The sequence below is a fragment of the Modestobacter sp. SYSU DS0875 genome, assembly GCF_054050915.1.
Genome location: NZ_JBJHAH010000029.1, coordinates 15,801 through 38,989 on the forward strand (window position 1 = coordinate 15,801; position 23,189 = coordinate 38,989).

Below are 23,189 nucleotides of genomic sequence, written 5' to 3' on the forward strand. Positions count from 1 at the left end.
CCCATGAACGCCTCCGCCCCGGCCCACCCCGACCGCGACCGGCTGCTGGAGCTCGTCGTCGAGCTCGCGGTCGTCCGCGGGAAGGTCACGCTCTCCTCCGGTAGGGAGGCCGACTGGTACGTCGACCTGCGCCGGGTGACGCTCCACCACGAGGCGGCCCCGCTCGTCGGCCGGGTGATGCGCCAGCTCACCGGCGACCTGCGCTACGACGTCGTCGGTGGGCTCACGCTGGGCGCCGACCCGGTCGCCACCGCGATGCTGCACGCGGCCGCGGCCGGCGAGGGCTTCCTCGACGCCTGCGTCGTGCGCAAGCAGGGCAAGGCGCACGGTCTGCAGCGGCGGATCGAGGGCCCCGACGTCGCCGGCCGGACGGTGCTCGCGGTGGAGGACACCTCCACCACCGGTGGCAGCGTGCTGCAGGCGGTCGAGGCGCTGCAGGAGGCCGGTGCCGAGGTGGTCGGGGTGGCCGTGGTCGTCGACCGCGGGGCGCGCGCGGCGGTCGAGGCGGCCGGGCTGGAGTACCGCGCGGCGTTCGAGCTCGCCGACCTCGGCCTGGGCTGATCCGGTCCCGCCCGCCCGTGTGACCTGGAGATCACCCGGGCGCGGCCCAGTGGGATGCTGACCGGCGAGCAGGAGCCGCTGGTCCCGACGTCAGGAGAGCACCGCATGCCCATCGCGACCCCCGAGGTCTACGCCGACATGATCAGCCGGGCCAAGGAGGGCGGCTTCGCCTACCCGGCGATCAACTGCACCTCCTCGGAGACGATCAACGCCGCGCTGCGCGGGTTCGCCGACGCCGGCAGCGACGGGATCATCCAGTTCTCCACCGGTGGCGCGGAGTTCGGCTCCGGCACCCGGGTCAAGGACATGGTCACCGGCGCCGTCGCGCTGGCCGAGTTCGCCCACGTGGTGGCCGAGCGCTACCCGATCAACGTCGCGCTGCACACCGACCACTGCCCCAAGGACAAGCTCGACAGCTACGTCCGCCCGCTCATCGCCATCTCGCAGGACCGGGTCGACGCGGGCCAGGCACCGCTGTTCCAGTCGCACATGTGGGACGGCTCGGCGATCGAGCTGACCGAGAACCTGGAGATCGCCCAGGAGCTCATCGAGAAGTGCGCCGCCGCCAAGATCGTGCTCGAGGTGGAGATCGGCGTCGTCGGCGGCGAGGAGGACGGCGTCGCCCACGAGATCAACGAGAAGCTCTACACCGCCGACGGCGACTTCGTCCGCACCGCCGAGGCGCTCGGGCTCGGGGAGAAGGGCGTCTACCTGCTGGCGGCGACCTTCGGGAACGTGCACGGCGTGTACAAGCCGGGCAACGTCAAGCTCCGCCCCGACGTCCTGCAGCGGGGCCAGGCCGTCGTCGCGGAGCAGTTCGGCCTCGGCGATGCCAAGCCGTTCAACCTGGTCTTCCACGGCGGCTCCGGCTCGGACCTGTCCGACATCCGTGAGGCGATCTCCTACGGCGTGGTGAAGATGAACGTCGACACCGACACCCAGTACGCGCTGACCCGGGCCATCGCCGGCCACATGTTCAGCAACTACGACGGCGTGCTGAAGGTCGACGGCGAGGTCGGCGTGAAGAAGATGTACGACCCGCGCACCTACATGAAGCTCGCCGAGGTGAGCATGGCCGACCGGATCGTGCAGGCCTGCGAGCACCTCCTGTCCGCCGGCCAGTCGCAGGCGGCCTGACATGTCGCACTCCCACCGGAACCTGCTCGGCGAGCCGCCGGCCACCCTGCTGCCCGTCGACCCCGGTACGGAGGCGCTGGCCAGCGGCGTCGACCCGGCGGGGGTCGCGGCCACGCACCCCACCTCCAGCGCGGCCTGGGCGGCCCTGGCCGAGGGTGCCCTGGGTGCCGGCCGGACGATCGAGGCCTACGCCTATGCCCGCACCGGCTACCACCGCGGGCTGGACGCGCTGCGCCGCAACGGCTGGAAGGGCTTCGGCCCGGTGCCGTGGTCGCACGAGCCCAACCGCGGGTTCCTGCGCTGCGTCACCGTGCTCGCCGCCGCGGCCGAGCGGATCGGCGAGGTCGACGAGCAGCAGCGCTGCACCGAGCTGCTGCGCGACTGCGACCCGACGCTCGTCCCCTGACGTCGGGAGCCTCGCGACATCCGGATCTTGACCGTCCCGATGCCGGGAGCGCGAGGTCTCGTTAGCGTCGGTCTCCGGTCGGCGCCACCAGGCGCCTCGAGGAGAGGGGCGGATCGATGCTCGCAACGTTGCTCTGGATCCTGGCAGTCGTGCTCGTCATCGCGGGGATCGTCGCGATCGTGCGCAAGCAGCTGCTGTGGGGGGTCGTGCTCATCGTCGTCGGGCTGCTGGTCGGTCCGGGAGGCGTGAGCGTCTTCACCAACTGAACGAGGCCCGGGGGTCCTGCTGGACCCCCGGGCCGTTCGCTCAGGGCACCAGGACGGTACGGCCCGGCCGCGGTCACGGCTGACGTCGAGGTCGCCGCAGGGCAGACCGGGTGCCCAGCACGTCGGTCTCCGCGGAGATCAAGGCGATCGTCGGCGTCCGCCGGGCCCGCGCGGCATGTCGCCAGCCGTCCGCCGGTGATCGACTCGGTCGCCTCCGTCACTCCCGGCGCAATGACTCCGTCAGGCGGGAGAGCTCGTCGCCGCCGGCGACCAGGCGGGTGAGGACGTCGACGTCGACGTCGTCGCGGGTGAGGTCGCCGGCGACCCGGCCGCCGCCCAGCAGTAGGAACCGGTCGCCCACGAGGTGCGCGTACTGCGGGCTGTGCGTCACGAAGAGCACCGCCAGCCCGTCCTCCCGGGCGGCGACGACGGCCTGCAGCACCAGTGCGCGCTGGGCGACCGTCATCGGCGCCGTCGGCTCGTCGATCACCAGCACGCGGGCGCCGAAGTGCAGGGCACGGGCGATCGCCAGGCTCTGCCGCTCACCGGCCTGCAGTGCGCTGGCCGCCTGGTCGGCGTCCAGGCCGGTGACCCCGACCCGGGTCATCGCCCGCGTGGTGATCTCCTCGGCCCGCCCGACGTCCAGCCGGCGGAACGGCCACAGGCCACGGGTGGGCTCGGCGCCGAGGAAGAAGTTCCGCCACACCGACATCAGCGGCGCGATCGCCAGGTCCTGCCAGACGGTGGCGATCCCCTGCGCGCGGGCCTGCTGCGGGGAGCGGAGCCGCACCGGGGCGCCGTCGATCAGCACCTGGCCCTCCGCCGGCTGCTCCATGCCGGAGAGGACGGCGACGAGCGTCGACTTCCCCGAGCCGTTCTCCCCGAGCACGCACGTCACCTCCCCGCGCCGCAGCGCCAGCGAGACCCGGAACAGCGCCGGCACGCTGCCGAAGCGGACCGTGACGCCGCGCAGCTCGACCACCGGCGCCGCGCCGTCGACGGGCGGCCGGTCGTCGGGCACCGGTGGCCCCTCCCATGCGCTGCTCACGACCGCGGCACCGCCCGCAGCCGCCGCCGCACCACGCCGTTGACCAGCAGGGCGACCAGCAGCAGCACCCCGAGGAAGGCCTCGAACAACCGCGGGTCCCAGCCGGAGAGACCGATGCCCTCGCGGGCGACGGCATAGAGCAGCGCGCCCAGCGAGGCGCCGACGGTCGAGCCGTACCCGCCGGTGAGCAGGTTGCCCCCGATCACCGCGACGACGATGAACTCGATCTCCGCGCCGAGCGCGGGGGTCACCTGCACCGCACCCAGCCGCACCAGTCCGAGGGTGCCGATCAGCCAGCCCGCCGCGGCCGTGCCCAGGAACAGCAGCACGGTGGTGCGCCCGACGGGCACCCCCAGCTCGCGGGCGGACCGGGGCGCCCCGCCGCTGGCGAAGACGGCGTTGCCGAACCGGGTGCGCCACAGCAGCCAGGTGGTGACGACGGTGGCGGCCAGCCACCAGACCACCGAGACCGGGAACCGTCCGTCCCCCAGCTGCGCGGTCGACCCGAACACCGCGTGCGCGGAGTCCCACCCGGAGGCCCCGCGCAGGCCGCCGACCCGGGGGGCGTCGGCGACGGCAGCGGCGACCGCCTGCGCGGCGCCGGACAGGATGAGGAACGTCGCCAGGGTGACCAGGAAGCTCGGCAGCCCGGTGCTCACCACGAGCAGCCCGTTGACCGCTCCCACCAGCAGGGCGGCGACCAGGGACAGCAGGAGGGCGGGCCAGACGCCCACCCCCAGCTCGGTGACCAGCAGGGCGGCCAGCAGGCTGGTGCCCACCGCGACGACGCCGATCGACAGGTCGAACTGCCCGGCCACCAGCAGCAGGGCGACCGCCACGCCGCCGATCCCCAGCGGGGCGGCGATCTCGAGCACGGAGCCCAGGCCGCCCGAGGAGAGCAGGGCCGGGGACTGGATGCCGAAGAACAGGGTCAGCAGCGCCACGCCGACCAGCGCGCTGACCCCGGGGCGGGCGAGGAGGCGGTCGAACACCCGGCGTCCGCGCGAGCGGGGCACCACCTCGACGGGTGGGCCGAACGCCAGCGGGCGGTCCGGGGTCACCGGCAGGAACCGGTCGGGCGACGGGACGACGGCAGCACGACCTCCTCGGGCGGGGCGGTGACCCCAGTGTCCACCACCGTCCGGGCCCCGCTGCAAGATCCCACCCGGACGGGTGGCGCGGCAGCGGGGTCTCCGTCAGGGGCGCAGCAGCCAGCGGACCCGGTCGTCGCCGTACCAGGTCCACTTCGTGACCTCGCGGTCGAAGGGCACCCCGTCGCGGGTCACCTGCGCCGGCGCGCTGGCCACCTGCAGGGCCCGTCCGGTGGTGCGGCGCACCGGGCGGAGCGGCACCGCGACCACGGCGACGGAGATCCGGTCCACCGTCGTCCAGTCCGGCCGGACGTCGATCCGGGTGATCGGCCCGTCGGCCACCCGCTGGTCGTCGTGGTACGCCTGCGCGCCCAGCCGCCGGGCCAGGGCGCGCCGCGGCGCGCCGAAGGCGGTGACGCGGCCGTGCCACAGGAGCACGCCGCCGTGGTCGTCCCGGACCAGCGGCAGCTCCCGCTCGGTGCCGGAGCCGACGGCGAGCGCACGGGCCAGCCCCCGGGACGCGGCGTCGTCGGCCGGTTCCCAGGCGACCGGGACGGCGGGCAGCCGCTCCTTGCGCCAGAGTCGGGCCAGCACCGCGGCGAGCGCGGGGACCGGGCCCAGCACACGCACCTCCTCGGCGTCGTCGACGACCGAGGCGACGTGCCGGCGGGACGGCGGCTGCGTGGCCGCCAGACCGCGCAGGTCGAGCTGGGTCACGGGCATGCCGATACCCTGCCACCTGGCCAACCGGTTCCTGCCGGTGTCGATGTGACGAGGAGACCGACCCGATGCCCGCAGTCGTGCTGATCGGCGCCCAGTGGGGCGACGAGGGCAAGGGGAAGGCGACGGACCTGCTGGGCGGGCGCGTCCCCTACGTCGTCCGCTACCAGGGCGGCAACAACGCCGGGCACACCGTGATCACCCCGGACGGCGAGAAGTACGCCCTGCACCTGATCCCGTCGGGCATCCTCACCCCGGGCTGCACGCCGGTCATCGGCAACGGCGTGGTCATCGACCCCGAGGTGCTCATCGGCGAGCTCGCCGGCCTGGAGGAGCGCGGCGTCGACACCTCGCGCCTGGTCATCTCCGCCGACGCGCACCTGATCATGCCGCACCACCGCGCGCTGGACCGGGTCACCGAGCGGTTCCTCGGGAAGCGGAAGATCGGGACCACCGGCCGCGGCATCGGCCCGGCCTACGGCGACAAGGTCGCCCGCAACGGCATCCGCGTGGCCGACCTGCTCGACCTCTCCATCCTCCGGCAGAAGCTCGAGGGCACCTTGACGGAGAAGAACCAGGTCCTGGTCAAGGTCTACAACCGCAAGGCCATCGACGTCGACGAGGTGGTCGAGGAGTACGCCGGCTACGCCGAGCAGCTCAAGCACCGCATCGCCGACACCCGCCTGCTGCTGGGCCAGGCCCTGGACGCCGGCGAGTGGGTGCTGCTGGAGGGCTCGCAGGGCACCCTGCTCGACGTCGACCACGGCACCTATCCGTTCGTCACGTCGTCCAACCCGACCGCCGGCGGCGCGGCCGTGGGCGCCGGCGTCGGCCCCACCCGGATCGAGCGGGTGGTGGGCATCCTCAAGGCCTACACGACCCGCGTGGGCTCCGGTCCGTTCCCGACCGAGCTGCACGACCACTGGGGCGAGTACCTGCGCAAGCACGGCGGCGAGGTCGGCGTGACCACCGGCCGCGACCGGCGCTGCGGCTGGTTCGACGCCGTCGTCGCCCGGTACGCCAGCCGGGTCAACGGGATCACCGACTACTTCCTCACCAAGCTCGACGTCCTCTCCGGGCTGGAGACGGTGCCCATCTGCGTCGCGTACGACGTCGACGGCGTCCGGCACGACGAGATGCCGATGACGCAGACCGACTTCCACCACGCCAAGCCGGTCTACGAGGAGATGCCCGGCTGGTTCGAGGACATCACCGCCTGCCGCACCTTCGACGACCTGCCGGCCAACGCGCAGGCCTACATCCGGCGGCTGGAGGAGCTCTCCGGGGCCCGGATCAGCGTGATCGGCGTCGGTCCCGGCCGCGACCAGAACGTCGTCGTCCACGACCTGCTGGGGTAGCGCAGTCGGAGTGGTGCGGCGTGTCGCCGCGACGCGCTGATGTGACCCTTGCCACACGAGTAGCGCATCTTTACGTTCCGGAACTGCAGTCGATCGGCTGCGCAACGGGATGTGGGGGCAACGATGGGAACGAGGCGAACGATCGTCGTCGTGGTGGCAGCTCTGGCCACGCTGCTCGGTGTGGCGGCTCCGGCCGGCGCCGCGCCGGGGAACTCTGATCGGCCGGCGAACGCGGCCGCCCAGATGGCATCCATCAAGGCGGCCGCGAAGAGCGGCAACCTCGACCTGATCAAGGACGGGCCGGTGCTCACGGCTGACGAGGTGATCGCGCTGAGCGAGAGCCTCGCCACGAGCTTCGAGAACCCCGTGGTCGAGGGGGCGGAGCCCGAGGGTGAGATCTCCGCGCAGGTGAGCGTGGGGCTGGGGCGGTACGTCTACCTGCGGATGTCCCCGCAGGACCAGCGGTTCATCCTGCAGGGCGGCTCCGCGGCGGTGGCGACGCTGGTGTGCCTCGCGACCGCCGGCACCGGGTGCATCGTGGCCACGGGTGCGGCTGCCGTCATCGCGGCGTGGGTCGGGATCTACTACAACCCGAGCTGCTGGCTCGAGTTGCGGCTCACGTACGCGGGTGCGGTCAACCGGGCCCGGACGTACAACTGCCGCTGAGGGGTGATCATGACACCTGAACACCGTGTCGCGGTGAAGTGCATGCTGGTCGTGCTGGTGCCGTGCGCCCTGGTGGCCTTCGCCGCGAACTGGCCGTTGACCCTGGGTGAGGCCCTCTTCGGGCTGGGGGTCTTTGCGGTGGTGGCGGCGCTGGCCTGGTTCGCCGCTCCGGCGGTGGTGCCCAGGCGCGGCGCCTCCGCGGGGAGGGCGTCCGCGAACGACCGGCGGGCCGGAGCCGGCCGGCGCAGGTGATCCGCCGGGGCCCGGAGCGGCTGCTCGACAGCGGGTCCGGGCCCCGGTGCGCCGGAGCGTTCAGACGCGGGGGCGGACCGGGGCCAGGGCCTCGGCGGACAGCTCGGCGCGGGCCCGGAAGGCGGTCTCCGGGGCGTCGCTGATCACGCCGTCGCAGCCCAGGGCGAACAGCAGCCGGGCCTCGGTCTGGGCGTCGCCCATCCCGTGCGGGTCGCTGCCGTGGCGCAGGTGCCGCGGGAGGAACAGGTTCTCCGGCCGCAGCGTCCACGGCGTGATGGTCAGGCCGGCCCGGTGCGCCTGGCTGACCAGGTCGGAGACGCCGACGAGCGAGCCGTCGGCGCCGTGCAGCAGGATCCGGCCCTTGTGCGGGGCGATGCCCTGGGCGTACGTGGAGATCTCGCGCAGGCCGGAGGGGGTGACCAGGGCGTCCTGCACACCCTCCTCGTCGACCAGCTGGACCAGCACCGGGCCGTCGGCGCCCAGGTCGGCGCGCAGCTCGCGTAGCGGATCCTGCTCGAACGCCATCACGACGACGGGGCCGTCGGGGCGCGCGGCGTCCAGCCGGCGCAGCTCGGCGGCGACCAGCTCGCTCATCGGCAGGCCCTGCGCGGCGAACCAGGCGGCGTGCTTGAGCTCGGCCTGCACCTGGATCTGCCGGGCCGGGGTCGACCGGCGCCGGGCCAGCTCCACGACGTCGGCCAGGGTGAGCACGCCGAAGCGGCCGTCGTAGGCGGTGTTCAGCGGCCGCACCGCGGGGAGCCGCTCGATGGCCCGCAGGGTGCGCAGCTCGGGGAGGGTGAAGTCCTGTACGAACCAGCCGGTCTGCTCCTCGCCGTCGACGTCCGCGGTGCGCCGCCGGCCGGCGAACTCCGGGCGGTCGGCGACGTCGGTGGAGCGGGACAGCTCGGCGTCGTGCCGGGCGATGAGGGCGCCGTCCCGGGAGACGACGAGATCGGGCTCGATCCGGTCGGCGCCCAGGTCGACGGCGAGCTCGTAGCTCGCCGCGGTGTGCTCCGGGCGGTAGCTCGGGGCGCCGCGGTGACCGATCACCACGGGGGCCGAGGTGCGTCGGGACGAGGGAGCGGCCCGCAGGCCGGTCTCGGACATGACTCCAGGGAAACCCACGTCGCCGTCCGGCGGGTGAACGTGCGCCGACACCATGGGGATGAATCGGAGGACAAGGCCCCTAGCTGCAGGTCGGCGTCACCCCTGTGAGTGATCTCTCATCCCCGGGTGTGTCGTGCGCGACCGATCCGGCCGTGCCGGCGGGGGGCCGCGCGAGCTCGCCCTGACCGCGGGAGTCCGCGCGGGCCCGGGCCGTGCGGGGCGCGTTTCGGTCGGGCGTCCCGGCCGCTGGCCGATCCGCCGCTGGGTAGGTTCTGCGTCGTGCGCGTGCTCGTGATCGGCTCCGGTGCCCGGGAGCACGCCCTGTGCGTGGCTCTGCAGTCCGACCCCGCCGTCACGGCGCTGGCCTGCGCGCCGGGCAACGCCGGCACCGCGGTGATCGCCGATCCGCTGCCGGTCGAGGTCGCCGACCCGGCCGCGGTCGCGGCGCTCGCCCAGCAGTGGGGTGCCGAGCTGGTCGTCGTCGGCCCGGAGGTGCCGCTGGTGGCAGGCGCGGCCGACGCCGTGCGCGAGGCGGGCATCGCCTGCTTCGGACCGTCGGCGCAGGCCGCGCAGATCGAGGCGTCCAAGGCGTTCGCCAAGCACGTGATGGCCGCCGCCGGCGTGCCCACCGCCCGGTCCTGGCCGGTGGGCGGCGTCGCCGAGCTGGAGACGGCGTTGGACGAGGTCGCTGCCGCGGGCGCGACCCCGTTCGTGGTCAAGGACGACGGGCTGGCCGCCGGCAAGGGCGTGCTGGTCACCCCCGACCGGGCCGCCGCCCTGGCCCACGGCCGCGCGGTGCTCGACGCCGGCGGCGCGGTGCTGGTCGAGGAGTTCCTCGACGGCCCGGAGGTCTCGCTGTTCGCCGTCACCGACGGCACCACGGTGGTGCCGCTGCTGCCGGCGCAGGACGCCAAGCGCCGCAACGACGGCGACGGCGGGCCGAACACCGGCGGGATGGGCGCCTACGCGCCGCTGCCCTGGGCGCCGGCCGGGCTGGTCGAGGAGGTGCTGCGCACCGTCCTGCAGCCCACCGTCGACGAGCTGCGCCGCCGCGGTGAGCCGTTCAGCGGGCTGCTCTACGCCGGGCTGGCGCTGACCTCGGCCGGCGTGCGGGTGGTCGAGTTCAACGCCCGCTTCGGCGACCCCGAGACCCAGGTCGTGCTGCCGCTGCTGGAAACCCCGCTCGCCGGGCTGCTGCACGCCGCGGCCACCGGCGCGCTGGCCGACCACCCGCCGCTGCGCTGGCGCGACGGCGCCGCGGTCACCGTCGTCGTCGCGGCGTCGGGCTACCCGGAGCGGCCGCGCACCGGCGACCCGATCACCGGTGCCGACGGCGAGGGCGTGCTGCACGCGGGCACCGCCGTCGGCCCGGACGGGACGGTGCGGTCGGCCGGGGGCCGGGTGCTCGCGGTCACCGCCGTCGGCGAGGACCTGGCCGCTGCCCGGCAGACCGCCTACGAGCGGGTGGCCGGCGTCCGGCTGGCCGGCGCGCACTGGCGCACCGACATCGCCCTGGCCGCGGTCGAGGAACGCATTCGCTAGGACGGTCCGACGGCCTGCCTGCAGGTTCCCGCGATGAGCGCAGCGACCGTGGGGGGCAGGCAGGTCCTTCGTCAGTCCAGGCAGAACTCGTTGCCCTCGGGGTCGGCCAGCACGATGAAGCCGGCCTCCATCGGGGGCTCGGGCTCGACGCGGTGCAGCCGCGTCGCGCCGAGGGCGACCAGCCGGTCGCACTCGGCCTCCAGCGCCGCCATCCGCGCCGCTCCCTGCAGCCCGGGAGCGGCCCGGACGTCCAGGTGGACCCGGTTCTTGACGGTCTTCCCCTCCGGCACCTGCTGGAAGAACAGCCGTGGGCCCTGCCCCTCCGGGTCCTCGATGGCCGACCGCGCGTTGCGCTGCTCCGCGGGGACGCCGAGCCGGGCGAGGACGTCGTCCCAGGCGGCCAGCGGGTCGGCGCCCTCGGGCAGGTCGACCCCGGGCGGAGCCGGGTGGACGTAGCCCAGCACCTCGCGCCAGAAGGACGACAGCGCCCGCGGGTCGGCGGCGTCGAAGGTCACCTGGACCTGGCGGCTCATCGGGGTCCTCCGTTCCTGGGGGCGCGCGTGCCGGGTGCAGGACACCAGTCCACCCGGGCGTGCCGAGGGGAAGGGTCCAGCGCGCGGCTCACTCCGCGCGGACCAGCCGGCGGGCGCGGCGGGTGTCCGGCTGCGGTGGCCGCGGGCCCTCGTGCCGGCGGGACAGGTAGGTGCCCGCCACGTTGCCGCAGGCGATCACCGGCACGGCGATCAGCGCGCCGAAGATGCCGCCGACGAGGAGCCCGGCCGCGATGCCCAGCACCACCGCCAGCGGGTGCACCGAGACCGCCCGGCCCAGCAGCAGCGGCTGCAGCACGTGCCCCTCCAGCTGCATCACCACGACGATGACGCCGAGCGTCACCAGCGCCTGGATGGGGCCGAGCGCCACCAGCGTGACCAGCACCGAGACGGTGCCGGCGAGGAACGACCCGATGATCGGGACGAACGCGCCGAGGAAGACCAGCGCGGCCAGCGGCACCACGAGCGGCGTGCCCAGGATCAGCAGCCCGATGCCGATGAACACCGCGTCGAAGGCGGCGACGGCCACCGTGGCCCGCACGTAGGAGATCAGGGTCCGCCAGGACCGACGGGCGGCCTCGTCCAGGTAGGCCTGCGAGTTGGTGGGCGTCAGGCCGACCAGCCACAGCCAGACCTGCCGGCCGTCCAGCAGGAAGAAGAACAGCGTGAACAGGGTGAGCAGGATGCCGGTGAGCACCTCACCGACCGTCGCGGCGGTGGTGAGCGCCCCGGTGGTGAGCACGTCCCGGTTGGCGACGATCGCGCTCTGCGCGCCGTCGAGCGCGTCGTTGATCTGGGACTGGGAGATCGGGAAGGTGTCGACGGCGAAGTCGCGCACCTGCTCGATGCCCTGGCCCACCTGGTCGGCGAGGTCGGCGTACCCGGCGACGAACTCCTCGACGACCAGCGTGATGATCCCGGCGACCACGCCCAGGCCGACCACCAGCATCGTCAGCGACGCCAGGGACGACGGCCAGCCGCGCCGGCGCAGGGCCGCCGCGCCGGGCTGCAGCAGCGCCGCGAGCAGCAGCGCCACGAACACCGGCACCAGGACGACGGCGACGTAGCCGGCCGCGCGCAGCACCAGGTAGCCGGCGGCGACCACGACGATCGCCCGCCACGACCAGGCGGCGGCGATGCGCAGCCCGTTGGGCACCTCGCGGTCGGCGGCGACCGGCGCCTCCGGCGCGAGCAGGCTGGCCCGGCTGCGGTCGCGGCCGGCAGCCGGCGGCGGACCGCCGGGGCGGGGTGGTCCGCTGACGCCGCCGGGCACGTCGACGTCGGGGGCGGCGGGGTGCGGGCTGCCCGCGGGGCCGGGGTCGCTCCCCACGGCGCCGTCCTGGTCCGGCCGCCGGTTCGGGTGGCCGGCGGGCCGTGTGCCCACGGCGGCGTCCGGCTCGGGGGGCGGGTGGCCCTCGACGTGGTCGACGACGGCGCGGGTGCCGTCGTCGAGCACCAGCACCGTCCCGTCGGGCCAGGCGTAGGGGTCGCGCTCGGCAGCGGCCCGGAGGTGCTCCCGGGCGCGGGAGACCGCACGGGCGGCCCGCTTCAGCATGGTTCCTCCGAGGGGATGCGCGGGCCGGCCGGCCGGTGCGGGAGGATGTCCCCGTGCCACGACCTGCTGACCAGTTCCGGGCGGTACCCGCATGATCGACCGCTACACCCTGCCCGAGATGGGGCGGGTCTGGAGTGACGAGCACAAGTACGCCCTCTGGTGTCGGGTGGAGACGCTCGTGCTCGAGGCGCACGCGGCGGCCGGCCGGGTGCCCGCCGACGTCGTCGAGCCGGTGCGCGACGCGCCACCGCCGACCGCCGCCCGGGTCGCGGAGATCGAGGAGACGACGCAGCACGACGTCATCGCCTTCCTCACCGCCTGGGCCGACAACACCGAGCCGCGTTCCGCCGCGGCCTACGTGCACCACGGCATGACGTCGTCGGACCTGCTGGACACCGCGCTGGCGGTGCAGCTCACCGACGCCACCGACGTGCTGCTGGCCAAGGCCGACCGGCTGGTGGCGGCGCTGCGCGACCACGGCCTGGCGCACCGGGACACCATCAAGGTGGGGCGCACGCACGGCGTGCACGCCGAGCCCGACGTCTGGGGCCACCGGGTCGCTGACCTCGCCTTCGCGATGGCCCGCTCCCGGGACCGGCTGCGCCGCGCGCGCGAGTCGGTGGGCGTGGTGGCCATCTCCGGCGCCGTCGGCACCTACTCGCTGATCGACCCGCAGGTCGAGGTGGCCGTGGCCGAGGCGCTGCAGCTGCGCGCCGCGGACGCCTCCACCCAGGTGGTGCTGCGCGACGGGATCAGCGAGTGGGTCTCCGCGCTGGGCATCATCGCCACCGTCTGCGAGGCGATCGCCCTGGAGGTGCGGCACGGGCAGCGCACCGAGGTGCGGGAGCTGTCCGAGGCGTTCGGGTCGGGCCAGAAGGGCTCCTCGGCGATGCCGCACAAGAAGAACCCGATCCGCTCCGAGCGGATCGCCGGGCTGGCCCGGGTCGTGCGCGCGGCGATCGTGCCGGTGATGGAGGGCATCCCGCTGTGGCACGAGCGGGACATCTCGCACTCCTCCACCGAGCGGGTGTTCCTGCCCGACGCCGCGATCACCACCGACTACCTGCTGAACCTGACCGCGGGCCTGGTGGAGAACCTGGTCGTCGACGTCCAGCGGATGCGCGACAACCTGGAGTCGACCGGCGGGCTGATCTACACCTCGTCGGTGCTGCTGGAGCTGGTCGAGGGCGGGCTGTCACGCGAGGCGGCGTACGCGCTGGTGCAGTCGGCGGCGATGGAGACCTGGAACACCGGCACTCCGTTCCGGACGACGCTGCGCGCCCGGGCCGAGACCGACGGCGTGACGCTGGACGAGACGCGGCTGGACGAGATCTGCCGGCCGGAGCGGTACGTGCAGAACCTCGGCCCGCTGTTCGACCGGCTGGCGGCGCTGTCGTGAGCGGACAGGCGCGTGAGCATCGCAGCGAGCGCCAGCGAGCGAGGAGCGGAGCACGCCGCGGGAGCGAACGGGGGACGTCGTGAGCCTGGACCTGCCGCTGGTCGCGCGGGGCAAGGTGCGCGAGGTCTACGGGGTCGGCGACGACCGGCTGCTGCTGGTCGCCAGCGACCGGATCTCCGCCTACGACCACGTGCTGCCCACCCCGATCCCGGACAAGGGCCGGGTGCTCACCCAGCTGTCGGTGTGGTGGTTCGAGCAGTTGGCCCCGGTGCTGGCCGAACACGGTGCGGAGCACCACCTGGTCTCGGCGACCGACGTCCCGGCCGAGGTGGCCGGGCGGGCGATGCTGGTGCGCCGGCTGGAGATGCTGCCGGTCGAGTGCGTGGCCCGCGGCTACCTGTCCGGCTCGGGCACGGTCGAGTACCAGCGCACCGGCGCGATCGTCGACGTCCCGCTGCCGGCCGGGCTGGTCGAGGGCTCCCAGCTGCCGGAGCCGGTGTTCACCCCGTCGACGAAGGCGGAGCAGGGTGCGCACGACGAGGCGATCGGGTTCGCCCAGGTGGTCGACGCCGTCGGTGCCGAGCGGGCCGAGGCGTTGCGTGCGCTCACCCTGGCTCTCTACCGGCGGGGCGCGGAGATCGCGCACGCCGCGGGGATCGTGCTGGCCGACACCAAGTTCGAGTTCGGCACGGCGGCCGGTGGCGGTCCGCTGGTGCTGGGCGACGAGGTGTTCACGCCCGACTCGTCGCGCTTCTGGCCGGCGATGACCTGGTCGCCGGGGGCGGCGCAGCCCTCCTTCGACAAGCAGTTCGTCCGCGACTGGCTGACGACCTCGGGCTGGGACCGGGTGTCCCCGCCGCCGGAGCTCCCGGACGCCGTCGTCGCCGCCACCCGCGACCGCTACGTCAAGGCCTACGAACAGCTCACCGGCCAGCGCTTCGTCTGAACGGAGCCGGCTGGTGGCCCGACCGCGTGAACGGGGGACGGCAGGCACCCACGGTCCGGGAGGACCGTTCCGCGAGGTCGGCGCGGAGGCCGGAGGCCTCCCGCCGGCATCGCGGGCAACGGCTCCACGGCTCCACGGCTCCACGGCTCCACGGCGGCCGGGGACGGCCGCTGGCCGCGGTGCGGCGCGGAAGCGCCGCGGTCAGTACAGCGCGGAGATGCCGCGGGTGCGGGCGTTGCGCAGTGCGGTGAAGACGTGCGAGCGGATGAGGTCCGCGGCGGACTCGGGCAGGTCGACGAAGGCGAGCGAGAACTCGTGCAGCTGGTCCTGGCGGGGCCGGCGGCGGACCATCTGGACCTCGGTGACCAGCTCGTCGGACCACAGGTCCAGGCGCAGCGTCATCGTCCGGCCGCGCTTGGGGAAGGGCGTGCCGACCCCGAGGTCGGCGTAGCCCCGGAAGACGGCGAGCACGCCGCCCTCGCTGAGGTCGACGGTGCTGCCGGTGAGCACCGTCTTGTCCCAGGCGAGCGACACCGGCAGCCCGATGGGGGCGCGCACGGCGTCGCGACGCTGCAGCCGGCTGGCCGGGCCGGTGATCTTGAGCTTCCAGAGCCCGTCGTCGGCGACCCCGATGGCCTCGGTGGGGATCGACCGGAGGCCGTCGTCGGCCTGCCAGGACAGCTCCAGCATGTCCTGGGGCACGAACTCGGCGCCCTCGCCGCGGGGGTCGCGCGGGTGGCTCACGTAGAGCAGCGTGTCGCTGGTCCGCCGGACCCGGCTGGTCAGCGCCTCGTCCCGGCCCAGCGGCAGGACGCTGAGGGCGGTGGCATCGGCCGGGAAGTCGACGTTCGGGGTGCCCGCCACCATCGGTCCGTGCCTCCAGTTCGTCGCGTCCGTCCGGTGACCGCCGGACGGCGGTCTCGTCGAGGTCATCATCGGCGCGGAACCGCAGGTGGTGGGCGCGACGGGCGGACGGCGCCACCCGTTCGGGGGATCCCCCGCCCGGGCCGGTCCGGCCCGCCGCCCGCGCTCCCCGCCGGCCCGCGCCGGGCAGCCGGTACCCTTCTCGACGTGCCCGAGGTGGTCGTCGACGTCGTCCTGAAGCCAGAGATCTCCGATCCGCAGGGGCAGGCCGTGCTCGGCGCCCTCGGGCGGCTCGGGCACTCCGGTGTCCGCAGTGTCCGTCAGGGCAAGCACTTCGTCCTGGAGGTCGACGGCGATCCCGACGAGGCGGAGCTCCGCGAGATCGCCGAGACGCTGCTGGCCAACCCCGTCATCGAGGACGTCGAGCTGCACCTCCCCGCTCGCACCACCGACTAGGCCGGACGTCGTCCAGGCCGCACCACGACGGAGAGAAGATCAGTGCGCATCGGTGTCATCACCTTCCCGGGTTCCCTGGACGACGTCGACGCCGCGCGCGCGGTCCGGCTCGCCGGCGCCGAGCCCGTCTCCCTCTGGCACGCCGACCACGAGCTGGCCGGCGTCGACGCCGTCGTCCTGCCCGGCGGCTTCTCCTACGGCGACTACCTGCGCGCCGGTGCCATCGCCGCCCGGTCGCCGCTGATGCAGGACGTCGTGGCCGCGGCCCGACAGGGCCTGCCGGTGCTGGGCATCTGCAACGGCTTCCAGGTGCTGTGCGAGGCGGGGCTGCTGCCCGGCGCCCTCACCCGCAACGGCCACCTGCACTTCCGCAACCGCGATCAGGGGCTGCTGGTGGAGCGCGCCGACACCGCGTGGACCTCGTCGTTCTCGGCGGGCCAGCGGATCGTCGTCCCGGTCAAGAACGGCGAGGGCCGCTACGTGGCGGCGCCGGCCGACCTGGACCGGCTCGAGGGTGAGGGGCGCGTGGTGGTCCGCTACGTCGACGGCAACCCGAACGGCAGCTCGCGGGACATCGCCGGGGTGTGCAGCGAGGACGGCCGCGTCGTCGGGCTCATGCCGCACCCCGAGCACGCCGTCGAGGACCTCACCGGCCCGTCGGTCGACGGCCTGGGGTTCTTCACCAGCGTGCTGACCGCCCTGGTGGTGTCGCGATGACGACGGACGAGCGAGCATCGCAGGGAGCGCCAGCGACCGAGGAGCGGAACGAGTCCGGAGTCGAGCAGCGTGATCGCGTGAGCGCCGACGTGACCGCCGGGCAGGCCAGCGCCACCGCCGGGCTCTCCGAGCTCGACACCGGCCCCGGGCGGCTGGCCGGCCGGCTCGACACGGTCGACCTCGCCGCGCGGACGCCGGAGGACGAGCAGCCCTTCGCCGAGCTCGGGCTCCGCGAGGAGGAGTACCAGCGGATCCGGGACATCCTGGGCCGCCGCCCCACCACCGCCGAGCTCGCCATGTACTCGGTGATGTGGAGCGAGCACTGCTCCTACAAGTCCTCCAAGGTGCACCTGCGCCGGTTCGGTGACCTGCCGCCGAGCGACGCGCTGCTGGTCGGCATCGGCGAGAACGCCGGCGTCGTCGACGTGGGCGAGGGCTACGCGGTGACCTTCAAGGTCGAGTCGCACAACCACCCCAGCTACGTGGAGCCCTACCAGGGGGCGGCGACCGGGGTCGGCGGCATCGTGCGCGACATCCTGACCATGGGCGCCCGGCCGGTCGCGGTCATGGACTCGTTGCGGTTCGGCCGCGCCGACGCCCCGGACACCGCGCGGGTCCTGCCCGGCGTCGTCGCCGGGGTGGGCGGCTACGGCAACTGCCTGGGCCTGCCCAACATCGGCGGCGAGCTGCTGTTCGACGACTGCTACGCGGGCAACCCGTTGGTCAACGCGCTGTGCGTGGGCGTGATGAAGCACGAGGACGTCCGGCTGGCCAAGGCCGAGGGCGTCGGCAACAAGGTCGTGCTCTTCGGCGCCCGCACCGGTGGCGACGGCATCGGGGGCGTGTCCGTGCTGGCGTCGGAGACCTTCGACGCCGAGGGCCCGGCCAAGCGCCCCGCGGTCCAGGTGGGCGACCCGTTCACCGAGAAGCTGCTCATCGAGGCCTGCCTGGAGATCTTCCGCGACGACCTGGTCACCGGCATCCAGGACCTCGGCGGGGCCGGCATCTCCTGCGCCACCAGCGAGCTGGCCAGCGCCGGCACCGGCGGCATGCACATCGACCTGGACGCCGTCCCGCTGCGCGACAGCACGCTCACGCCGGCCGAGATCCTGATGAGCGAGTCGCAGGAGCGGATGTGCGCGATCGTCGAGCCGGACAAGGTCGAGGCGTTCCTCGCCGTCTGCCGCAAGTGGGACGTGCTGGCCACCGTCATCGGTGAGGTCACCGAAGGTGACCGGCTGGTCATCGACTGGCACGGCGAGCGGATCGTCGACGTCCCGCCGCGCACCGTCGCCCACGAGGGCCCGGTGTACGAGCGGCCGATGGCCCGCCCGGCCGACCTGGACGCGCTGCAGGCCGACGCCCCGCCGTCGTCCTCGACCGACCTGCGGGCCGACTGGCTGGCCGTGGTCTCCAGCCCGGACGGCGCGGACAAGACCTGGGTCACCGAGCAGTACGACCGCTACGTGCGCGGCAACACGGTGCTCGCCCAGCCCGAGGACGCCGGCGTCGTCCGGATCGACGAGGGCAGCAACCGAGGCATCGCGCTGGCGCTGGACGGCAACGCCCGGTACGCCCGGCTGGACCCCTACACCGGGGCGCAGCTGAACCTGGCCGAGGCGTACCGCAACGTCGCCGTCTCGGGTGCCACGCCGCTGGCGGTCACCAACTGCCTGAACTTCGGCTCACCGGAGAACCCCGAGGTGATGTGGCAGTTCGCCGAGGCCGTCCGCGGTCTGGCCGACGGCTGCCGCGAGCTCGGGCTGCCGGTCACCGGCGGCAACGTGAGCCTCTACAACCAGACCGGTGAGGTCGCGATCAACCCGACGCCGGTGATCGGCGTGCTGGGCGTGCACGCCGACGTCGCCCGGCGGGTGCCCACCGGCTGGCGCGCCGCGGACGAGACGGTGCTGCTGCTGGGGGAGACCCGGCCGGAGTTCGGTGGCTCGGCATGGGCGTCGGTCGTGCACGGGCACCTCGGTGGCCGGCCGCCGCGGCTCGACCTCGCCGCCGAGCGCACCCTCGGTGAGCTGCTGGTGCGGCTGTCGGCCGAGGGCGCGGTCAGCTCCGCGCACGACCTCGCCGACGGCGGCCTGGCGCAGGCGCTGACCGAGTCGGCGCTGCGCTACGGCACCGGGGCCCGGCTCACGCTGACCGGCGACGCCACGGCGGCGCTGTTCAGCGAGTCGGTGGCCCGCGTCGTCGTCACCACGGCCGACCCGGCGGCGGTCCGCGCAGCCGCGGAGGCCGCCGGCGTCGCGGTGACCGAGCTGGGCACCACCGGGGGCGACGCGCTGGTGCTGGACGGGCTGCTGGAGCTGCCGCTGGCCGAGCTGCGGGAGGCCTGGAGCGGGACGCTGCCGGCTCTGTTCGGCAGCCCGGAGGTCGCCGTCGGCTCGATCCCCGCGGGCACCGTCCCGACCAGCTGATGGCGGCCTGATGGCCGCGCCGCAGCCGATCCCGGCCGAGGAGCTGCGCGCCGCGGTGGACGCCGTCCGCCCGTGGCTGGCCGGGGAGGCCGACCAGCCCGCGCGGGCGGTGCTGGGCGCGGCGGTGAAGACCTCGGCGCGCTGGCTGGCCCAGCAGGTGCCGGGTCGGTCGGTGGAGGTGCGGGTGCCCCCGTTCGTGGCCGTGCAGTGCATCCCGGGGCCCCGGCACACGCGCGGCACCCCGCCCAACGTCGTGGAGACCGACCCGGGGACCTGGCTGCGCTTGGCCACCGGGGCGCTGTCCTGGGCCGACGCGCTCGCCGGAGGCCGGGTCGGCGCCAGCGGCAGCCGCGCCGACCTCTCGGCGCACCTGCCGCTGCCCCCGCTGCGCTCCGGCTGAGCACCCGAGCACCCGGGTCGCCGCCCGCGGTGGTCGACACGTCGACGACGTGCGGCGCGACCTGCGGAATCGTGATGAGACACGCCGTCCCCACTTCGGGTACTGCGGCGGGCGAACGGCCGCCCGGCGTCGTACCGTCCCTCCGGTCGCGACGGAGCTCACAGGGAAGTGACTCGCGCGGCTGGCTCGTCCGACCGGCCGCGCCGTTCCGTCACCTCGGAGGTCTCCGTGGCAGTACCCAGCTTCCTGGCCCGGGAGCGCATCGTTGCGAAGCCGGGCTTCAACCGATGGCTCATCCCGCCAGCGGCTCTCGCCGTGCACCTGTGCATCGGCCAGGCGTACGCGACGAGCGTCTACAAGGCCGCCCTCGTCTCGCACTTCGACTCCACCCTCACCGCGATCGGCATCATCTTCTCGATCGCGATCGTGATGCTGGGCCTCTCCGCCGCCGTCTTCGGCACGTGGGTCGACCGCAACGGCCCCCGCGCCGCGATGTTCACCGCGGCCTGCTTCTGGTCGGTCGGCTTCCTGGTGGGCGCCCTCGGCATCGCCACCGAGCAGCTGTGGCTGGTCTACCTCGGCTACGGCGTCATCGGCGGCATCGGCCTGGGCATCGGCTACATCTCGCCGGTGTCCACGCTGATCAAGTGGTTCCCGGACCGCCCGGGCCTGGCCACCGGCATGGCGATCATGGGCTTCGGTGGTGGCGCGCTCATCGCCTCGCCGCTGTCCCGCCAGCTGATGAACTGGTACGACCCGACCTACGACGGCACCGCCGGGACCACCCCGAGCGGCGCCTCGGTCGCCGGGCTGTTCGTCACTCTGGGCCTGGTCTACCTGGTCTTCATGATGTTCGGCGCCTTCATCGTCCGCGTCCCCGCCGACGACTGGCGGCCCGCCGGCTTCGACCCCTCGACGGTCAAGCAGCGCGCCCTGGTCACCACCGAGAGCGTCTCGGCCGGCAACGCGATCAAGACGCCGCAGTTCTGGCTGCTGTGGACGGTGCTGTTCTGCAACGTGACCGCCGGCATCGGCATCCTCGAGCAGGCCGCACCGATGATCCAGGACTTCTTCCGCGAGGGCGAGATCTCTGCGGTCGCCGCGGCCGCGGCCGGCGGGTTCGTCGGGCTCCTGTCGCTGTTCAACATGGCCGGCCGGTTCGTGTGGTCGTCCACGTCGGACTACATCGGCCGCAAGGGCATCTACATGGTCTACCTCGGTGTCGGCCTGGTGCTCTACGTCCTGCTGGCCACCGTCGGCAGCAGCGCCGTCTGGCTGTTCGTCGCGCTCGCCGCGATCATCATCAGCTTCTACGGCGGTGGCTTCGCGACCGTCCCGGCCTACCTGCGTGACCTCTTCGGCACGTACCAGGTCGGCGCCATCCACGGCCGGCTGCTGACCGCCTGGGCGGCTGCCGGCATCGCCGGTCCGCTGATCGTCAACGGCGTCCTGGACATGCAGGGCACCCCGGGGCAGCTCAACGCCGGTGACTACCGGCCGGCGCTGTTCATCATGGTCGGCCTGCTGGCCATCGGCTTCGTCGCCAACCTGCTGGTCAAGCCGGTGGCGGCGAAGTGGCACGAGCCGCACGCCACCACCCCCGCCACCGCCCGCGCCAACCCCGAACGGAGCACCGCCCGATGAGCGAGAAGAGCAGCACGCCGACCGGCCTGGTCGCCTTCGCCTGGGCCCTGGTGGGCCTCCCGCTGGTGTACGGGCTGGTGCAGACCATCCGCACCGCCAGCTCGCTGTTCACCGGCTGAGCCGGCGCAGCGCCCGTCCACAGCGCCCCTCCTGCCGCCCGGCAGGAGGGGCGCTGTGCTGTCCGGGGCCACTGCTGAGGGGCATGCGGGTCAGCGCATGCACGGGCCTCGACCTAGGCTCCGGGACATGTCGTACGAGGTCCAGGGCGTCGTCGCCCGCAGCAAGGGTGCTCCGGTCACCATCGAGACGATCATCGTGCCCGACCCGGGTCCGGGCGAGGCGGTCGTGGACGTGCAGGCCTGCGGGGTCTGCCACACCGACCTGCACTACCGCGAGGGCGGCATCAACGACGAGTTCCCCTTCCTGCTGGGCCACGAGGCCGCCGGCGTCGTCTCCGCCGTGGGCGAGGGCGTCACCAACGTCGCCGTCGGCGACTACGTGGTGCTCAACTGGCGGGCGGTCTGCGGGGAGTGCCGCGCCTGCCGCAAGGGGCAGCTGCAGTACTGCTTCAACACCCACAACGCCGCGCAGAAGATGACGCTGGCCGACGGCACCGAGCTGTCCGCCGCGCTGGGCATCGGGGCCTTCGCCGAGAAGACGCTGGTCCACTCCGGGCAGTGCACCAAGGTCGACCCGCAGGCGCCGGCCACCTCGGCCGGGCTGCTCGGCTGCGGCGTGATGGCGGGCGTCGGCGCGGCGATCAACACCGCCGCCGTCCAGCGCGGTGAGAGCGTGGCCGTCTTCGGCTGCGGCGGCGTCGGGGACGCCGCGATCGCCGGGGCGAAGCTGGCCGGTGCCACGACGATCATCGCCGTCGACATCGACGACCGGAAGCTGGAGTGGGCGAGGAAGCTCGGCGCCACCCACGCGGTCAACTCGAAGGAGACCGACCCGGTCGAGGCGATCAAGTCCCTCACCGGAGGTTTCGGCGCCGACGTGACCATCGACGCGGTCGGCCACCCGGCGGTGTTCGAGCAGGCCTTCTACTCCCGCGACCTGGCCGGCCGGGTCGTGCTGGTCGGCGTCCCGCGCCCGGACATGGAGATCACCCTGCCGCTGCTGGAGGTCTTCGGCCGCGGCGGGGCGCTCAAGTCGTCCTGGTACGGCGACTGCCTGCCCAGCCGCGACTTCCCGATGCTGGTCGACCTGTACCTGCAGGGCCGCTTCCCGCTCGACGACTTCGTCACCGAGACCATCGGGCTGGGCGACGTGGAGCAGGCCTTCGAGAAGATGCACCACGGCGACGTGCTGCGCTCCGTGGTGGTGCTGGACAAGTGACCGCGATGGCGACGCGCGAGCGAGCATCGCAGGGAGCGCCGGCGACCGAGGAGCGGAACGAGCGGGGAGTCGAGCAGTGAGCCAGGTTCGCATCGAGAAGGCCGTCATCAGCGGGGTGTTCAGCCTCGACGGCCAGGACTTCGACGTCGACAACAACGTCTGGTTCGTGGGCGATGACGACGAGGTGCTCGTCGTCGACGCCCCGCACCGGGTCGAGCCGATCGTCGAGGCGATCGGCGGGCGCAAGGTCCGGGCCATCGTGCTGACCCACGGGCACAACGACCACATCACCGCCGCGGTCGACCTGCGGGCGGCGGTCGACGCACCCATCTGGTTCCACCCGGCCGACCGGATGCTGTGGGACGTCGTGCACCCCGACAGCGCGCCCGACGGTGAGCTGGCCGACCACGCCCGGTTCCGGGTGGCCGGCACCACCCTGGAGGCGCTGCACACCCCCGGGCACTCGCCGGGGAGCACCTGCCTGCACGCCCCGGACCTGAGGGCCGTCTTCACCGGCGACACCCTGTTCTGCGGGGGGCCGGGAGCCACCGGCCGCTCGTTCAGCGACAAGCCGACGATCCTGACCTCGATCCGGTCGCGGCTGATGAGCCTGCACGGGGACACCGTGGTGCACACCGGGCACGGCGACGACACCACGATCAACGCCGAGATCGGCAACATCTCCTGATCGTGGTCCCGGCTGAGCCGGGCGTTCCGGACGACGTCGTCCCGCCCG

25 protein-coding genes are annotated in these 23,189 nt (G+C 73.9%); 18 read left to right on the forward strand and 7 right to left on the reverse strand.

Annotated features, from left to right (window positions below):
* Positions 1-3: 3 nt before the first annotated feature.
* The 4 genes from pyrE (at position 4) to ACI79Y_RS15815 (ending at position 2,370) form a co-directional block, all read left to right on the forward strand.
* Entirely contained in the window at positions 4-561 is a 558-nt protein-coding gene (gene pyrE, locus ACI79Y_RS15800; RefSeq protein ID WP_457159397.1) for an orotate phosphoribosyltransferase, read from the forward strand.
* 105 nt (positions 562-666) lie between these two features.
* Entirely contained in the window at positions 667-1,698 is a 1,032-nt protein-coding gene (gene fbaA / locus ACI79Y_RS15805) for a class II fructose-bisphosphate aldolase (RefSeq protein ID WP_457159398.1), read from the forward strand.
* A gap of 1 nt (position 1,699) precedes the next feature.
* A complete protein-coding gene (locus ACI79Y_RS15810; RefSeq protein ID WP_457079817.1) occupies positions 1,700-2,104 on the forward strand; it encodes a DUF3151 domain-containing protein in 405 nt (134 codons plus the stop codon).
* Positions 2,105-2,220: 116 nt separating this feature from the next.
* Entirely contained in the window at positions 2,221-2,370 is a 150-nt protein-coding gene (locus ACI79Y_RS15815) for a GPGG-motif small membrane protein (RefSeq protein ID WP_457159399.1), read from the forward strand.
* 217 nt (positions 2,371-2,587) lie between these two features.
* On the opposite strand, the gene ACI79Y_RS15820 is transcribed toward ACI79Y_RS15815, so the two are convergent.
* The 3 genes from ACI79Y_RS15820 to ACI79Y_RS15830 form a co-directional block, all read right to left on the reverse strand.
* The gene (locus ACI79Y_RS15820) at positions 2,588-3,418 is read right to left on the reverse strand and encodes an ATP-binding cassette domain-containing protein (protein ID WP_457159400.1); all 831 of its coding nucleotides are present in this window, start codon (positions 3,416-3,418) and stop codon (positions 2,588-2,590) included.
* Complete coding sequence (locus ACI79Y_RS15825; protein WP_457159401.1) at positions 3,415-4,479, reverse strand: ABC transporter permease; 1,065 nt, start codon at positions 4,477-4,479, stop codon at positions 3,415-3,417. Before ACI79Y_RS15825 ends, ACI79Y_RS15820 begins: the two co-directional genes overlap by 4 nt.
* Positions 4,480-4,614: 135 nt before the next feature.
* Positions 4,615-5,232, reverse strand: coding sequence for a hypothetical protein (locus ACI79Y_RS15830; protein ID WP_457159402.1), 618 nt, complete (start codon positions 5,230-5,232; stop codon positions 4,615-4,617).
* A gap of 65 nt (positions 5,233-5,297) precedes the next feature.
* Between ACI79Y_RS15830 and ACI79Y_RS15835 the strand changes: the two genes are divergently transcribed.
* The 3 genes from ACI79Y_RS15835 to ACI79Y_RS15845 all read left to right on the forward strand — a co-directional run bounded on the left by ACI79Y_RS15835 (position 5,298) and on the right by ACI79Y_RS15845 (position 7,505).
* Positions 5,298-6,587, forward strand: a complete 1,290-nt coding sequence (locus ACI79Y_RS15835) for an adenylosuccinate synthase (protein ID WP_457159403.1) — start codon at positions 5,298-5,300, stop codon at positions 6,585-6,587.
* Between the two features lie 150 nt (positions 6,588-6,737).
* Positions 6,738-7,253 (forward strand): hypothetical protein, encoded by a 516-nt coding sequence (locus ACI79Y_RS15840; RefSeq protein ID WP_457159404.1) that lies wholly within the window; start codon positions 6,738-6,740, stop codon positions 7,251-7,253.
* Positions 7,254-7,286: 33 nt separating this feature from the next.
* Positions 7,287-7,505: a hypothetical protein gene (locus ACI79Y_RS15845; RefSeq protein ID WP_457159405.1), complete on the forward strand. Its 219-nt coding sequence runs from the start codon at positions 7,287-7,289 to the stop codon at positions 7,503-7,505.
* A gap of 60 nt (positions 7,506-7,565) precedes the next feature.
* Here ACI79Y_RS15845 and ACI79Y_RS15850 read toward each other — a convergent pair whose 3' ends face one another.
* Positions 7,566-8,612: a glycerophosphodiester phosphodiesterase family protein gene (locus tag ACI79Y_RS15850; protein ID WP_457159406.1), complete on the reverse strand. Its 1,047-nt coding sequence runs from the start codon at positions 8,610-8,612 to the stop codon at positions 7,566-7,568.
* 279 nt (positions 8,613-8,891) lie between these two features.
* On the opposite strand from ACI79Y_RS15850, the gene purD reads away from it, so the two are divergent.
* Positions 8,892-10,154 (forward strand): phosphoribosylamine--glycine ligase, encoded by a 1,263-nt coding sequence (gene purD / locus ACI79Y_RS15855; protein ID WP_457159407.1) that lies wholly within the window; start codon positions 8,892-8,894, stop codon positions 10,152-10,154.
* Positions 10,155-10,225: 71 nt separating this feature from the next.
* On the opposite strand, the gene ACI79Y_RS15860 is transcribed toward purD, so the two are convergent.
* Positions 10,226-10,687, reverse strand: coding sequence for a VOC family protein (locus ACI79Y_RS15860; RefSeq protein WP_457159408.1), 462 nt, complete (start codon positions 10,685-10,687; stop codon positions 10,226-10,228).
* Between the two features lie 88 nt (positions 10,688-10,775).
* On the reverse strand, positions 10,776-12,260 hold the full coding sequence (locus tag ACI79Y_RS15865) for an AI-2E family transporter (RefSeq protein ID WP_457159409.1): 1,485 nt from the start codon (positions 12,258-12,260) through the stop codon (positions 10,776-10,778).
* 91 nt (positions 12,261-12,351) lie between these two features.
* Between ACI79Y_RS15865 and purB the strand changes: the two genes are divergently transcribed.
* Both purB and ACI79Y_RS15875 read left to right on the forward strand, forming a co-directional pair.
* Positions 12,352-13,659 carry an adenylosuccinate lyase gene (gene purB, locus ACI79Y_RS15870; protein ID WP_457159410.1) on the forward strand — a complete coding sequence of 436 codons (1,308 nt, stop codon included), beginning with the start codon at positions 12,352-12,354 and terminating at the stop codon, positions 13,657-13,659.
* 79 nt (positions 13,660-13,738) lie between these two features.
* On the forward strand, positions 13,739-14,605 hold the full coding sequence (locus ACI79Y_RS15875; RefSeq protein WP_457159411.1) for a phosphoribosylaminoimidazolesuccinocarboxamide synthase: 867 nt from the start codon (positions 13,739-13,741) through the stop codon (positions 14,603-14,605).
* Positions 14,606-14,806: 201 nt separating this feature from the next.
* On the opposite strand, the gene ACI79Y_RS15880 is transcribed toward ACI79Y_RS15875, so the two are convergent.
* Complete coding sequence (locus ACI79Y_RS15880) at positions 14,807-15,469, reverse strand: flagellar brake protein (protein WP_457159412.1); 663 nt, start codon at positions 15,467-15,469, stop codon at positions 14,807-14,809.
* A 207-nt stretch (positions 15,470-15,676) separates the two neighbouring features.
* Between ACI79Y_RS15880 and purS the strand changes: the two genes are divergently transcribed.
* The 8 genes from purS (at position 15,677) to ACI79Y_RS15920 (ending at position 23,141) form a co-directional block, all read left to right on the forward strand.
* Positions 15,677-15,925, forward strand: coding sequence for a phosphoribosylformylglycinamidine synthase subunit PurS (purS, locus tag ACI79Y_RS15885; protein WP_457079789.1), 249 nt, complete (start codon positions 15,677-15,679; stop codon positions 15,923-15,925).
* Positions 15,926-15,967: 42 nt separating this feature from the next.
* Positions 15,968-16,642, forward strand: coding sequence for a phosphoribosylformylglycinamidine synthase subunit PurQ (gene purQ, locus ACI79Y_RS15890; protein ID WP_457159413.1), 675 nt, complete (start codon positions 15,968-15,970; stop codon positions 16,640-16,642).
* Between the two features lie 77 nt (positions 16,643-16,719).
* Complete coding sequence (gene purL / locus ACI79Y_RS15895; RefSeq protein ID WP_457159414.1) at positions 16,720-19,071, forward strand: phosphoribosylformylglycinamidine synthase subunit PurL; 2,352 nt, start codon at positions 16,720-16,722, stop codon at positions 19,069-19,071.
* Positions 19,072-19,081: 10 nt separating this feature from the next.
* Positions 19,082-19,471 (forward strand): sterol carrier family protein, encoded by a 390-nt coding sequence (locus tag ACI79Y_RS15900; RefSeq protein WP_457159415.1) that lies wholly within the window; start codon positions 19,082-19,084, stop codon positions 19,469-19,471.
* A gap of 228 nt (positions 19,472-19,699) precedes the next feature.
* Positions 19,700-21,115 (forward strand): OFA family MFS transporter, encoded by a 1,416-nt coding sequence (locus ACI79Y_RS15905; RefSeq protein ID WP_457159416.1) that lies wholly within the window; start codon positions 19,700-19,702, stop codon positions 21,113-21,115.
* The gene (locus tag ACI79Y_RS15910; protein WP_457159417.1) at positions 21,112-21,234 is read left to right on the forward strand and encodes an MFS transporter small subunit; all 123 of its coding nucleotides are present in this window, start codon (positions 21,112-21,114) and stop codon (positions 21,232-21,234) included. The genes ACI79Y_RS15905 and ACI79Y_RS15910 overlap by 4 nt, the downstream gene beginning before the upstream one ends.
* Positions 21,235-21,361: 127 nt before the next feature.
* On the forward strand, positions 21,362-22,453 hold the full coding sequence (locus tag ACI79Y_RS15915; RefSeq protein WP_457159418.1) for an S-(hydroxymethyl)mycothiol dehydrogenase: 1,092 nt from the start codon (positions 21,362-21,364) through the stop codon (positions 22,451-22,453).
* A 76-nt stretch (positions 22,454-22,529) separates the two neighbouring features.
* Positions 22,530-23,141, forward strand: coding sequence for an MBL fold metallo-hydrolase (locus tag ACI79Y_RS15920; RefSeq protein ID WP_457159419.1), 612 nt, complete (start codon positions 22,530-22,532; stop codon positions 23,139-23,141).
* Positions 23,142-23,189: the final 48 nt, after the last annotated feature.

Bases quoted from the DNA above. Each gene is read 5' to 3' on its own strand.
- pyrE (WP_457159397.1), top strand. From the start codon at position 4: ATGAACGCCTCCGCCCCGGCCCACCCCGACCGCGACCGGCTGCTGGAG.
- fbaA (WP_457159398.1), top strand. From the start codon at position 667: ATGCCCATCGCGACCCCCGAGGTCTACGCCGACATGATCAGCCGGGCC.
- ACI79Y_RS15810 (WP_457079817.1), top strand. From the start codon at position 1,700: ATGTCGCACTCCCACCGGAACCTGCTCGGCGAGCCGCCGGCCACCCTG.
- ACI79Y_RS15815 (WP_457159399.1), top strand. From the start codon at position 2,221: ATGCTCGCAACGTTGCTCTGGATCCTGGCAGTCGTGCTCGTCATCGCG.
- ACI79Y_RS15830 (WP_457159402.1), bottom strand. From the start codon at position 5,232: ATGCCCGTGACCCAGCTCGACCTGCGCGGTCTGGCGGCCACGCAGCCG.
- ACI79Y_RS15835 (WP_457159403.1), top strand. From the start codon at position 5,298: ATGCCCGCAGTCGTGCTGATCGGCGCCCAGTGGGGCGACGAGGGCAAG.
- ACI79Y_RS15850 (WP_457159406.1), bottom strand. From the start codon at position 8,612: ATGTCCGAGACCGGCCTGCGGGCCGCTCCCTCGTCCCGACGCACCTCG.
- ACI79Y_RS15860 (WP_457159408.1), bottom strand. From the start codon at position 10,687: ATGAGCCGCCAGGTCCAGGTGACCTTCGACGCCGCCGACCCGCGGGCG.
- ACI79Y_RS15865 (WP_457159409.1), bottom strand. From the start codon at position 12,260: ATGCTGAAGCGGGCCGCCCGTGCGGTCTCCCGCGCCCGGGAGCACCTC.
- purB (WP_457159410.1), top strand. From the start codon at position 12,352: ATGATCGACCGCTACACCCTGCCCGAGATGGGGCGGGTCTGGAGTGAC.
- ACI79Y_RS15900 (WP_457159415.1), top strand. From the start codon at position 19,082: ATGGCCGCGCCGCAGCCGATCCCGGCCGAGGAGCTGCGCGCCGCGGTG.
- ACI79Y_RS15910 (WP_457159417.1), top strand. From the start codon at position 21,112: ATGAGCGAGAAGAGCAGCACGCCGACCGGCCTGGTCGCCTTCGCCTGG.
- ACI79Y_RS15915 (WP_457159418.1), top strand. From the start codon at position 21,362: ATGTCGTACGAGGTCCAGGGCGTCGTCGCCCGCAGCAAGGGTGCTCCG.